Below are 12,988 nucleotides of genomic sequence, written 5' to 3'. Positions count from 1 at the left end.
GAGTGTATGCATATGTCCCAAAACCTCAAGATCAGTAGCATCGAGCTTTTGACTCGGCTTCGCCAGGAAGGTGTTTCCTTGTGGGAAGAAGGGGGAAACCTGCGATATAAAGCGCCAAAAGGCAGTCTGGCTCCTGAAGATTTGCAGTCGCTGCGCGAGCAAAAGGCAGAGATCGTGGCTCTTTTGCGCCAAGAGGCGCAGCCTGTCGTGGTCGTGCCCGACCCGGACGCCCGCTTTGCTCCTTTTCCGCTGACAGATGTGCAGTCCGCTTACCTGCTGGGACGCTATGAACTGTTTGGCTACGGCGGTGTGGCATGCCACATATACCTGGAGCTGGACTACCCTGAGCTGGACCCGGTACGGACAGAGGAAGCGTGGAATCAGTTGATTGCCCGTCACGACATGCTGCGGGCGACGATTGATTCCGACGGACAGCAGCGCGTTATGGAAACCGTGCCGCGGCTTGCAGTGCCCTACACGGACACGAGCGAACTGGGTGCGGCAAAAGCCGAGGCTGTGCTGGAAACCATTCGCGAGGACATGGGCCACCGCATGTACGATACGGCCCAATGGCCGCTGTTCGGGATTGCCGTGACCAAGACAGCAGACCGTGCTGTGCTGCACGTCTCCATGGAGTTTCTGATCGCGGACTGGGCGAGCATTTGGCTGCTTCTGGGTGAATTTGAGGCGCTCTACAAAGAGCCGAACAAAGAGCTGCCGAAGCTGCCGATTACGTTCCGCGATTACGTGCTGGCCGAACGCAGCTTGCGCGAGACGGCTGCTTATTCCCGCGACAAGGCCTATTGGCAGTCGCGAATCGACGATTTGCCGCAAGCACCAGATCTGCCGCTTGCCCGGACAGAAGCCGACAGTGGGCCAGCACGGTTCCGTCGACAGTTCATCCGCTTAAATCCGGCAGAGTGGGAGCTGTTCAAGCAACGGGCGCAGAAGCGCGGGCTGACGCCAACGGCTGCGGTCATGACCGCTTTTGCCGCCGTGATCGAGCGCTGGAGCCGAAACAGCGCGTTTTGCCTGAACTTGACCCTGTTGAATCGCCAGCCGCTGCATGAGCGTGTGCATGATATCGTCGGTGACTTTACCTCCGTCAATTTGCTGGCGGTAGACTGGGGGGCCGAGCGATCCTTCCAGGGCCGGGCCAAGGCAATCCAGAAGCAGTTGTTCGAAGATTTGGACCATCGGCTTTATTCCGGTGTCGAGGTCATGCGCGAGATGGCGCGCAGGCGCGGGCGCGAAGCTGCTTTGATGCCGATTGTGTTTACCAGTGCGATCGGGCTGGTTCAGCCGACCGAAGGCGGACGCCTTTCCGGAAAAATCTCCGGACACGGCATCAGCCAGACGCCGCAAGTGTTTATCGATTGCCAGGCGATGGACAGCGCGGAAGGCTTGCAGGTCAACTGGGATGTGCGCGAGGGCGTCTTCCCTGAAAAAGTGGTCGACGATATGTTTGCGGCCTTTTCGGATTTGCTGCACGCTCTGGTAGACGACGAGCAGGTGTGGACAGAAGGCAGCGAGATTGCCCTGCCGCTCTGGCAGCAGAAGGAGCGCGAGCAAATCAATGACACCAAAGCGCCTTTGCCTGACTACTGCCTGCATCAGCCAATCGTGGCGCAAGCAATGGCGACGCCGGATCGTCCGGCTGTGATCGACAGCGAGGGTCAGCTCACGTATGCGGAGCTGGTGAAACGAGCTGCGGCAGTGGCCGGAGAGCTGAAGCAGCTCGGATGCCGCGAGCAGGATCGCGTGGCAATCGCGATGGAAAAATGCGCCCATCAGGTCACGGCAGTGCTGGGTACGCTGTTTGCCGGGGCGGTTTACGTGCCGATTGATCCCAAGCAGCCGCTTCCGAGGAGGCTGGCGATGGTGGAGCAGGCAGACATCCGCTATGTGTTGAGCTTGTCGACAGTGGCAGCCGAGTGGCCAGAGGGAGTGCAGATCGTGGCTGTCGATCAGGTCGTGCCGCAGCAGACGCCGTTAATTTTGCCTGACCAAAATCCCGACTTGCCAGCCTACATCATCTATACGTCCGGTTCTACTGGACAGCCAAAAGGTGTTGTCGTTAGCCACCGCGCCGCTGCCAACACGATTGCCGACATCAACCGTCGCTTTGCCATCAATGAAAACGACAAGGTGCTTGGGCTTGCCCAGCTCAGCTTTGACTTGTCCGTCTACGACATTTTCGGTCCGCTGGCGGTTGGCGGAGCGCTCGTTCTCCCGCAGGTCGACCGACAGACAGACCCATCCCATTGGGTCGAGCTGGTGCTTACCCACGAGATTACGGTATGGGATTCGGTTCCGGCGATGATGCAGATGCTCGTCACCTATTTGGACGGTATTCCAGAGGTATGCTTGTCCAGCTTGCGTCTGGCGCTGCTCTCGGGCGACTGGATTCCTTTGACGCTGCCCGATCAGATGACAAAACGTCTGCCGTTTGCCCAGACGGTCAGCATGGGTGGGGCCACGGAAGCGGCAATTTGGTCCATTTACCATCTATACAAAGGACTTATGCCAAACTGGTGCAGCATTCCGTACGGACGTCCGCTTGCCAACCAGGGCTTCCGGGTACTCGACTCGCAAATGCGTGATTGCCCCGTGTGGGTAACGGGCGAGCTGTACATTACCGGACACGGTCTGGCTCAAGGGTACGTGGGCGATGAAAAGCTGTCTGCCGAGCGCTTTTTCCTGCATCCGACAGATGGACAGCGACTTTATCGCACCGGAGATTTGGGCCGATACACGCCGGGTGGTGAGATCGAGTTTTTGGGCCGCGAAGACAATCAGGTCAAAGTTCGCGGACACCGCATCGAACTGGGGGAAATCGAATCAGCGCTGCTCAAGCATCCGGCAGTAGCCGCAGCAGGCGTCGTACTGGACGGGTCGAGCGATGAGCCAGTTTTGCTCGGGATCGCGGAGTTGGCCCGTAAAAAAGAACGTAACCGCACAGCTGAAGCAGCTGAATTTGCACAACTGACAAACGGTATCGGCGAGACAGCCGGGGAGATTGCCTCACACATTAGCGCCCGGCAAATCGAAGAAGCGATGGCCAGCCTTGATCGGGCCGTGCTCCATTCAATGCTGCGCGCGCTGCAAACGCTTGGATTTTTCGCAAAAGGAAAGGCGCATTCGCTGGAAGATTTGCTGCAAGCAGATAGCATCCTGCCAAAATACCACTGGCTGGCGCGACGCTGGGTGGCGAAGCTCGCCGAAGCGGGGATGCTGCTCAAGCAGGCGAATGGGCAGTACGAAAGCGGGCTTGTCGCAGACGACGAGCTAGTCCGCAATTACTGGACAGAAGCCGAGACGATTTGGACGAACATGCTGGGGACATCAGGCTTTACGGCATACGTCCGCAAAAACGCCGAAAAGCTGCCAGAACTGCTCGGCGGCCAGGAAGATCCGGTAGCGCTTCTGTTCCCGGAAGGCAAATTCGACCATGTCCATACGCTGTATATCGAGCATATTATGGCGAACTATCTGAACAAATGCATGTGCCTGCTCCTGCAGCGAATCGCCGAAAAGCATGGAAACAAGCCGCTGCGCATTTTGGAGGTCGGTGCCGGAACCGGAGCGACGACAGGACACGTCCTCAAGGCGCTCGAAGGCCACCAGATTGAATACGTCTTTACCGATGTGGCTCCGTTCTTCATTCCGGGAGCCAAACAGCGCTTTGCCCAATATTCGCACGTAAGCTTCGGCGTCTTTGACGTCGACCAGGACTACCGTGCCCAAGGCTTTGCGCCGAACAGCTTCGATGTCGTGCTGGCAGCCGGGGTACTGGAAAATGCCCGCGACATCCCGGCGAGCATGCGCAGGTTGCGGGAGCTGATTCGTCCGGGGGGCTGGTTCGTCTTCACCGAGCCGACGATTGAGCATCTGTGGATTTTGGCCTCGCAGGCGTTCATGATGATGGAGCCAGGAGACGAGTTGCGTCTGGAGACGTCTTATCTGGATCGCCACGATTGGCTGCGTCAGCTTCAGGAAGAAGAAAATGAACCGCTATTGCTGCTGCCGCAAGAGGACGACAAGCTGACCGCGCTCGGGTTCCATCTGTTTGCCAAACGGATGAAGCAAGATCGCCTGGCAGTGGAAGCGGCAGAGCTGGAAGAATTTTTGGCCGGATTGGTTCCTGCGTACATGCTGCCTCAGCATTTGCAGGTAGTCGATGCGCTTCCGCTGACCGGAAATGGCAAAATAGATCGGCGCACCCTGGCACAATGGCGTCCTGCAGCAAATGGGACACAGGTGACGGCAGCTGTGGTCGAAGAAGAGCTGGACCCGCTGGAAGCACAGCTTGCCCAGATGTGGGCGGAGGCGCTCGGTCTCGTGGCTATCGGCAAATTGCAAAGCTTTTACGAACATGGGGCCGACTCGCTCATCATGGCGCAGGTGGCAGGAAAGCTGCGCGACAAGCTGGCAGAAGATCCGGAACTCGAAGCAATTCCATTTGATGCCCTGCTGCGGCAAATGCTGAACTACCCGACTATCGCCGAGTTGGCTGACTTCATCCGCTCGCGCAGACAAGTTACAAAGAGCGAGAGCGAAGCGACGACATGGCCTGGCAAGCAGGATGGCGCAAGCAATGCCGTGCTGATTCCGTACGGCAGCGCTCAGGAGGGCCCGCTCCGCGTCGTGTTCCACGCCGTCTTGGGTACAATGGACATCTTCCGGCCTCTGCTTGCCCGCTTGCAAGCCCAGAAAGTGGGCAGCATCGTAGGTGTAGCCATTGCTGATATGGAAAAATACTGCTCCCTGGAGCCGTCCGAGCTGATCGAGACTGTAGCGGATGACTACGCTGAGTGCCTGATGGCAGGTGGTCACAGGGAAGTGCAGTTGATCGGGTATTCACTGGGTGGACTGATTGCCGTGGAGGTCGCCAGACGACTGATGGAGCGCGGCATTCACATCGTGGACCTCGCCCTGATCGACATTCCGCCGATTTTCACCGAGGTGGACGACGATGTGCTCGTTGAAACGCTGTTTGTGCCGAATTTGAACATTACGCTTGCACAGGCGGGCTTCGGTGAGGTCGATGAAAAAGATTTGGCGCGCGGCGTCATGCAGCTCGTCGAAAAGCATGGGGCGTGCATTCCGCAAGGAGCTGCTGTAACCATTGGCGGAGACGCGGGGCTGGATCGAGTCGGAGAGCTGTTCCGCAACATGGCAGCTGTCAGCAAGCGGGAGCGCTTCGCGGCGTATGTCAACGCCAAAGCCAAGGCAACCGGGGAGCAAATGCCGATCGAGATGGCGGAAGGCTTGTGCCAGGTGTTCCGCCAAAGCTTCAAGGCCGCTCGTTATACGCCGCTGCCGTACATGGGCGACATCCGCTTCCTTTTGGCGACCGAGCCGTTTTTGTTCCTGCCGCGCACCGATGATACGACTCTTGCGTTCTGGCAGGATGTGTGCCTGGGCGAGCTGGAAGTGACGACAATCGAAGGAAACCACTTCAGTTGCATGATCGAGCCTAATGTGAGCAAGCTGGCGCAACTGCTGGCAGCGCCGTTTAAGTCAAAATAAAAAGATGGCCATTACCGTAATGGGAAAACGCGAATGTGTATGGAGAGGGATGACGTAAGAGGGAGCGCATCCCTCTTCTTTTTTTACGGCAGGGCAGACGATACCGGGTAGTATTTCCCATGCTTCGCTCTCTGGGGAAAAAGCTGCATTGTCTTGGCATCCATGTACCCTATTACCAACGAGTCTAACGTATTTGGCCCCAGCAACGATTTTGCCAGCCAAATCGAGCGTATTTGCAAGCCCAATCGGCGTATAAGAAAGGATGTTACCGATGAGCAACAGCACCTCCCCACCACAAGGGCAGTTTCCCCTCTGTCAACGTACCAAGCAAATCAGCAACAAAATCTTCGTCGTGACTTGCCGGGAGTTTCTGGCGGAGCAGGCCGACTTTTTGCTCGATCTGTTTGCGGATGTGGAGCATGAGAACGGGCCACTGCGAAACGGTGCGAAAATCCAAGTAGGCTGGACGATTTTGATTGTAAAGGAACGCGAAGGGCACGAAGGCCAGATGGAAATTGTCGCACCGGACTATGACACGAATCCGTTTACAGAAACAAACCGCGACCTATCCGTGTCGCTCTATATCCAGATGGCGCAAAACCACTGCCTGCAAACGTTGCAACTGACAGGAGAAGCTGCGCTGTTCCAGGACAAGATCGTGGTGGCCAAAGGGGCACTTGAAGAGGAACATGTCTATTTGCAGCGCGCCGAACAAAGGGAAGCAGGCGACTCCGGCTGGTATCTCGGGCCTGTGCGGGGCGAGGTGGACAGCGACGGGCTGGAATCGTACTACATTTTCCAACTGCTAAAGCACCGTCCGTCTCTTTTGCAGGCGCTGGCACTGCCGCGCGGCTACATCGCTGTGTTCAGAGGCGACCAGATTGAAGCGGTGCTGGACGAGCATGATGAGAACGTCTGGCCGACGTTGCACGAGCAGCGCTCAGGTGAATAGGAGCTGCTGAAAACGCTGATAAGCGATCTGGGGCCTTTGTTGAAGGCAGCACATGGTGATGGTATCATGGGTGGGAAAAAGCGAGTACGAAGAGACAGGCCAGTACAGTTTAACGAGTGAATGTTTGCCCAACAACAAATTGACAAAAAACAAATCTGGAAAAAAAGACACTGACAAATGAAACAGGGAGGAGACAGCACGTTGTGAAAATCACAGTAGTAGGCAGCCTCAACATGGATCTCGTCTCTCACGTCCACCATTTGCCCAAGGCAGGAGAAACGATTTCCAGCCATGACTTCCGGCTGATCCCAGGCGGCAAAGGGGCCAATCAGGCGGTTGCCGCTGCGCGTCTGGGCGCGCACGTTTCCATGATCGGGATGGTCGGCGAGGACGAGTACGGCAGCAAGCTGCTGAACAGCCTGACAGAGGCGCACGTTCACGTGGAAGGAATCAAGCGCTCGGGGACGACGGGAATGGCTTTTATTAATGTGAGCGATGACGGGGAAAACAACATTGTGCTCGTCCCGGGAGCCAATGCGCAAATGAGCGTAGAGCACATCGAAGAGAACCTGTCCATCCTCGAAAAGAGCGACGTCGTGCTGCTGCAACTGGAAATTCCGCTTCCCGTAGTGGAATACGTTGTGAAAAAGGCATCCGGACTGGGCAAGCTGGTCATTTTGAATCCGGCTCCGGCGCAGGCGCTCTCGCCCGAGCTGCTGCAACACGTCCACACGTTGACGCCAAACGAGACAGAGCTTGCGAGCTTGAGCGGCATGCCGACTGCAACGCTTTCAGAAGCGGAGACGGCGGCGAAAAAGCTCTTGGCAAACGGGCCGAAGCGGGTTATCGTGACGCTGGGTGAAAAAGGCGCTCTGCTCGTGACGGCAGAAGGCGCTACACACGTGCCTGCCTGCCGGGTGGAGCCAGTGGACACGACGGCGGCTGGCGATTCGTTTACGGCAGCCTTTGCTGTCGGGATCGCAAAGGGGATGGCGGAAGCGGAAGCGGCGGCATTTGCCAGCAAAGTAGCGGCGATTGTCGTGACCAGACGCGGGGCGCAGCCGTCCCTGCCGACGCTTGCGGAAGTAGAGGCACATACGTTTTAGGCTGCTGTAGATCCAGGCAGGCCAAACGAAAAAGCAAACGGTTTTTGGAAAACGGTTCCAAAGACTCGTTTGCTTTTTTGCTTTTGGTTGCTCGTTATTCGCCCTTTTTGAGCAGCTCCAGAACCCACTCGCACCAGGCGATGTCCTCTCTCATGCGCCGCGCTCCCCACGAGAGCAAAAGGTAATCGCCAAACGACGGATGATCCGGGTGATCGGGAGGATGGGCATGGTCGACAGCATCTGCCCTGTATTCCTGGATGTAGTGCTCGTACATGTCCAAATTCTCGCGGCATTGCTGGATGCGTTCGACAAACAAGGCTGCAGCCGCTTTTCTATCTGCAAGACCAAGGCAGTACGTTTTCAGCACCAGTTCGTCCCGGACGACAGGCTCCGCTGCCGGTTCACTGAGCCAGACTTGCAGCGCGATCTGTCCTTTTTCCGTAATCGAATACACTTTTTTGTCCGGACGATCTGTCTGGTGGATGCGAGTGAACTCCAGATAGCCCTCCTGTTCCAGCTTGGCCAGCAACGGGTAAATCTGGCTGTGTTTGGCCTGCCAAAATGGTTGCAGCTTGAGCATCAGATCATAGCCAGAGCTGGGTGTGCGGGCGACCAGCCCCAGGAGTCCATACGCGAGTGTGTTCAAGTGAGAAGCCCCCTGACTTTTACGAATATCAAGATCATTATAGGGAGGGTTCTTCGGCGAGGCAATAGCGAACCTGCGTCCTGCATAGCTTTTCCCAAACGTATGTGCAAAATCCAAGCAAACCCACTTGAAAGTCAAAGAAGGTCAAACTATAATAAAGTCATCGAAGGTCAGAGAAGGTCAAACAACAATGGAACCTTCCAGGAATCAAAACGTGCACGTCTACATTCCAAAATAAACATTTTGGGGGTATGAAAACATGCAATGCGAAATCTGCAAACAACGTCAAGCAACTGTTTCTGTTCATATACAAGTGCAAAACAACCGGCAAGCCTACCAACTCTGCAAGGAGTGCCACGCCAAGCTGGGCAGCAAGTTCGGGATCGGCATGAACATGGGCTTCACGCCATTTTCCTCGTTCTCCGGTCTGGACGAGTTCCTGCAAGGCTTCGCCCAGGCGCAAGCGAAGGGCGGCAAGCCGAAAGCGCAAGAGCCGCAGGCACCGGACCGCGGCGGCATTCTCGACGAGCTGGGCCGCAATTTGAACGATGCGGCGCGCGCCGGGCTGATCGATCCGGTGATCGGGCGCGACCAGGAAATCGAGCGCGTCATCGAGATCTTGAACCGCCGCAACAAAAACAACCCGGTTCTGATCGGGGAGCCGGGAGTAGGGAAGACGGCGATTGCGGAAGGACTGGCGCTGCGCATTACCGAAGGGCAAGTGCCCGCCAAGCTGAAAAACAAGCAGGTGTACGTGCTGGATGTCGCTTCGCTGGTAGCGGGCACAGGAATTCGCGGGCAGTTCGAGGAAAAAATGAAGCAAGTCATCGCCGAACTGCAAGCGCGTAAAAACGTCATTTTGTTCGTCGATGAGATTCACCTGCTGGTAGGCGCCGGCTCCGCAGAAGGCTCCATGGATGCAGGCAACATTCTCAAGCCTGCCCTGGCCCGCGGCGAGTTGCAGTTGATCGGGGCAACCACATTGAAAGAGTACCGCATCATTGAAAAAGACGCTGCACTGGAGCGCCGCCTGCAGCCTGTCATGGTCAAAGAGCCGACAGTGGAAGCGGCTATCGAGATTTTGCAGGGGCTGCGTCCGAAGTACGAGGCGTTCCACCAGGTATCCTACTCCGACGACGTAATCCGCGCTTGCGTGGAATACTCGCACCGCTACATTCAGGACCGTTTCCTGCCGGACAAGGCGATTGACCTGATGGATGAAGCGGGCTCGCGCCTGAACCTGCGTTCGTCCGGGGCGGACACCGCCCAGCTGCATGAGCGGCTCGCACAAATCAACCAGGAGAAAAAAGCTGCGACTGAACAGGAAAACTACGAGCAAGCGGCCCGTCTGCGCGACGAGGAAGCCGAAATTCTCGCCAAGCTCGATCAGCTGGATGGAGCGGGCCGTCGCGCGCAGGTCGAAGTGGCAGACATTCAGGAGATGATCGAGCAAAAGACAGGCATTCCGGTCCGCAAGCTGCAAAGCGACGAACAAGAGCGGATGAAAAACCTGGCGGCACGTCTCGAAGCCAAAGTGATCGGCCAGTCAGAGGCGGTCACACAGGTTGCCAAGGCGATTCGCCGCAGCCGCGCCGGATTGAAGCCGAAAAACAGACCGATTGCTTCTTTCCTGTTCGTCGGGCCGACTGGCGTAGGGAAAACCGAGCTGTCCAAGGCGCTCGCCGAGGAACTGTTTGGCACCCGCGACTCGATGATTCGTCTCGACATGAGCGAGTACATGGAGAAGCATTCCGTCTCCAAGCTGATCGGTTCGCCTCCAGGCTATGTGGGCCACGAGGAAGCAGGGCAGTTGACCGAGCGCGTGCGCCGCAACCCGTACAGCATCATTTTGCTGGATGAGATTGAAAAAGCGCATCCCGACGTCATGCACATGTTCCTGCAAATTTTGGAGGACGGTCGCTTGACCGACAGCCAGGGCCGCACCGTGAACTTCAAGGAAACCGTCATCATCGCGACGAGCAACGCGGGTGCGACCGAGCGCAAAATCTCCGTCGGCTTCGGAGCAGAGTCGCCTAAGCCTGGCACTGTGCTCGACTCGCTTGGCGCGTACTTCAAGCCGGAATTTTTGAACCGCTTCGACTCGATCATTTCCTTTGCTCATCTGGAAAAACAAGATTTGGTCAAAATTGTCGAGCTGCTGCTGCAAGATGTGGTGGCGAATCTGCAAGAGCAAGGCATGGAGCTTGCCGTCACAGAAGCAGCCAAGGAAAAGCTGGCTGAGCTGGGCTACAATCCCGCATTCGGGGCGCGTCCGCTGCGCCGTGTCATTTCGCAGTATGTAGAGGACGGCATCGCCGATCTGGTGATGGAGGAAGCGGATGTGCGCGCTATCGTGGTCGATGTCGAGGACGGCGACATCCGCGTGAAAAAAGCATAAGGACCCGCAGGATCGCAGGTCCAAAACATGAGAAGGGGCTGTCTCAAACGTCGAAAACTCGACTTCGAGACGCCCCTTTTGTCTGTCAAAAACGTTGATAGAGCCATGTTTCTGCTTGTGAAACTGCCCTTTTCCGGACAGCCCCTTTCGCTTGCGCAAGGTTTACTCATTGCCCGTTTGCTTGTTTACTGTATGCAGCATCTGCCTTTTGGCCCGGATTTTTCGCACCAGAAGTCCGATCAAAAGAATCGGAATCATGAGCAAAAACACATACAGGGAGACGTGACCGACCATGTTTTCCGCCATCCGCCCGTAAAAATAGAACAGGAAGCCGACGACGTAAAATTTGACAGCCCTCCCGATGGCTGCGTAGCCAATCAGCTTCCAGAGCGGATAGTTCAGGCAGCCGGACAAAATCGTAAACACTTTAAACGGAATCGGCGTAAACGAGCCGACAAAAATGGCGACTTCCCCTCGTTTTTGGAACAGCTCTGTCGCCGAATCAATCCACTCTTTTTTGAGCAGTTTGTACAAGACGGAGTGGCCCAGGAACCTGCCGAGATAGTAGCCGACTGGTGTTCCAAGCAGACAGGCGATATATCCTGCCGTAGCAATCCATAAAGCAGAGGATGGATCGATCAGGCTAAGTGATACTTGCAGAAAGAACACGGGAATGGGGAAGATGATGGCGTCTGCAAAAGAATGGATGACGACTCCCCAAATGCCGTATTCCATCAAAAAATCTAAAACGTTCTGAACCATTTCATTCTCCTTTATCCATCTCTCAAAATCCGCCTGCCGTAAGCGAAAAAATGGGTAGAGTCATGTTGCAAACCGCCAGTGAAGCTCACGTCGGATTTTTTGCCTTTCTTCATTATAACCGCATCGCATGCAATATCGCCATCAACTGATGAATTCCTTTTTCCAGCACTTCTTCTTTAACGTTGGATACGTTTAGCTTCAATATGTTTTCTTTAGGAAAATCAGGAAGATAATGCTGGTCTATCGCTTCCAGCAGGATCGAACGCTTTTTTGCCTGCTGGATGAGACGGGAAACAGGAATCCGCTGATCGATGACAAGATGCGTGTGAATCCCCGGATACGGTAACGGTTGAAACGTAAACAAAGCGTCCGGGCGCGAGGCATGCGTGACCAGAGCGTCAGTCAGCAGTTTCGACCTTTGCTGGTACGATTGGCGTATTTTTTGCCGATGCCGCTCAAACATTCCACTTTTTAAATAAATTTCCAACGCGGCCTGGGAGAGCATGGAACTGTCGATGTCGTGGAGGCCCTTGTACGCAAGAAATGTCTCGCAGAGCGCATCGGGAACGACAGCAGCGCCCAGGCGCAAGCCGGGAAAAATTATTTTGGAATAGCTTTTCAAATAAATCGTGCGGCCGAAGCGGTCGTAGGCGAACAGCGGGTCTGCCTTGCTGTCATGCTCCAGATCCGCCATATGGTCGTCTTCCACAACGTAAACGTCGTATTGCTGCGCCAGCTCGACAATCTGCTGTTTTTCCTTGCGGCTGTACGTCGTTCCAAGCGGGTTGTGGAAGCGCGGCATCGTGTAAAAAAATTTGATTTTTTCGGTCCGAAAGATTTGCTCCAGCTGGTCCAGATCAATTCCTTGCGCCGTTCGCCGGATGCCTTTTACCGGAAGCTTGTGCAACTGCATATATTTGATAAGCAGGTGATAGCTCGGCTGCTCGATCAGCACGGTTTCCCGACCGTTCGGAAACGGGATCGTACACAGGATGGACAGTGCCTGTTGAACGCCGGCGGTGATGAACAGGTTCGCGGGCTTGGCAAACACCTGGTAATCCGCGAGGTGCTTGGCGATTACGGGAATCAGCGTCGGCAAGCCTTTGGGAGTGCCGTACAAAAACAAATCGTTGCGGTACGTCTCAATCGCTTTATTGATACAGTGCTGGAAGTCGAGATAGGGAAACACGTCCGGATCAGGGGCAGAGGTAGCAAAGTCGATGATGTCTGAATCCTTTTGCGTGGCTTCCCGCTCTTTTTTCACGACGTAGAAGCCGCTGCGGTCTACCGAGTAGATGAGATGGCGCTTTTCCAATTCGTTCAAAGCAGAAATGACAGTGCTTTTGCTGAATTGATACCGGTCAGACAGCTTGCGGATGGAGGGCAGCTTGTCTCCGTCCCGGAGGTTTGCGATCAGCGCCTCCAGTTCATTTTGCAACTGCAAGTATTTGTGCATAAAATCCCTACCCGGCGGTGAATTTTGTATCGGTACAGATCGGCTTTTTTTGCATTGTAGCACGATTGGCACCGCATTACTATGAAACCAAAGATAACAGTTGCATATGCAACGATAGAGGAGCCATTCCTGTAAT

At 55.6% G+C, this 12,988-nt stretch carries 8 protein-coding genes; 4 read left to right on the top strand and 4 right to left on the bottom strand.

Translation table 11 applies throughout. The features are described 5' to 3' along the window. Nucleotides 1-12 precede the first annotated feature (12 nt). Nucleotides 13-5,532 carry a non-ribosomal peptide synthetase gene (locus EDM57_RS21975; protein WP_122906815.1) on the top strand — a complete coding sequence of 1,840 codons (5,520 nt, stop codon included), beginning with the start codon at nt 13-15 and terminating at the stop codon, nt 5,530-5,532. On the opposite strand, the gene EDM57_RS23030 is transcribed toward EDM57_RS21975, so the two are convergent. Beyond that, nucleotides 5,524-5,811, bottom strand: coding sequence for a hypothetical protein (locus tag EDM57_RS23030; protein WP_148039133.1), 288 nt, complete (start codon nt 5,809-5,811; stop codon nt 5,524-5,526). The two genes, EDM57_RS21975 and EDM57_RS23030, sit on opposite strands and share 9 nt — an antisense overlap. Between EDM57_RS23030 and EDM57_RS21970 the strand changes: the two genes are divergently transcribed. Together EDM57_RS21970 and rbsK are read left to right on the top strand one after the other, a co-directional pair. Further along, nucleotides 5,804-6,484, top strand: a complete 681-nt coding sequence (locus EDM57_RS21970; protein WP_122906814.1) for an immunity protein Imm33 domain-containing protein — start codon at nt 5,804-5,806, stop codon at nt 6,482-6,484. The genes EDM57_RS23030 and EDM57_RS21970 overlap by 8 nt on opposite strands. Nucleotides 6,485-6,687: 203 nt before the next feature. Next, nucleotides 6,688-7,590, top strand: coding sequence for a ribokinase (gene rbsK / locus EDM57_RS21965; protein ID WP_122906813.1), 903 nt, complete (start codon nt 6,688-6,690; stop codon nt 7,588-7,590). A 94-nt stretch (nt 7,591-7,684) separates the two neighbouring features. Here rbsK and EDM57_RS21960 read toward each other — a convergent pair whose 3' ends face one another. Then, entirely contained in the window at nt 7,685-8,236 is a 552-nt protein-coding gene (locus EDM57_RS21960; RefSeq protein ID WP_122906812.1) for a PadR family transcriptional regulator, read from the bottom strand. A gap of 259 nt (nt 8,237-8,495) precedes the next feature. Between EDM57_RS21960 and EDM57_RS21955 the strand changes: the two genes are divergently transcribed. Continuing rightward, nucleotides 8,496-10,634, top strand: coding sequence for an ATP-dependent Clp protease ATP-binding subunit (locus EDM57_RS21955; protein WP_122906811.1), 2,139 nt, complete (start codon nt 8,496-8,498; stop codon nt 10,632-10,634). A 162-nt stretch (nt 10,635-10,796) separates the two neighbouring features. On the opposite strand, the gene EDM57_RS21950 is transcribed toward EDM57_RS21955, so the two are convergent. Together EDM57_RS21950 and EDM57_RS21945 are read right to left on the bottom strand one after the other, a co-directional pair. Continuing rightward, complete coding sequence (locus EDM57_RS21950) at nt 10,797-11,396, bottom strand: YqaA family protein (RefSeq protein WP_122906810.1); 600 nt, start codon at nt 11,394-11,396, stop codon at nt 10,797-10,799. Nucleotides 11,397-11,508: 112 nt separating this feature from the next. After that, on the bottom strand, nt 11,509-12,852 hold the full coding sequence (locus EDM57_RS21945; RefSeq protein WP_122906809.1) for an aminotransferase-like domain-containing protein: 1,344 nt from the start codon (nt 12,850-12,852) through the stop codon (nt 11,509-11,511). Nucleotides 12,853-12,988 lie beyond the last annotated feature (136 nt).

Source organism: Brevibacillus gelatini (assembly GCF_003710935.1).
GTDB classification, from domain to species: domain Bacteria; phylum Bacillota; class Bacilli; order Brevibacillales; family Brevibacillaceae; genus Brevibacillus; species Brevibacillus gelatini.
Note: the sequence above shows the minus strand (reverse complement) of the source record. Positions and strands in the feature narration are given on the sequence as shown.

Coding starts and splice junctions, on each gene's coding strand:
- EDM57_RS21975 (WP_122906815.1), top strand. CDS start 13: ATGTCCCAAAACCTCAAGATCAGTAGCATCGAGCTTTTGACTCGGCTT.
- EDM57_RS21970 (WP_122906814.1), top strand. CDS start 5,804: ATGAGCAACAGCACCTCCCCACCACAAGGGCAGTTTCCCCTCTGTCAA.
- EDM57_RS21955 (WP_122906811.1), top strand. CDS start 8,496: ATGCAATGCGAAATCTGCAAACAACGTCAAGCAACTGTTTCTGTTCAT.
- EDM57_RS21950 (WP_122906810.1), bottom strand. CDS start 11,396: ATGGTTCAGAACGTTTTAGATTTTTTGATGGAATACGGCATTTGGGGA.
- EDM57_RS21945 (WP_122906809.1), bottom strand. CDS start 12,852: ATGCACAAATACTTGCAGTTGCAAAATGAACTGGAGGCGCTGATCGCA.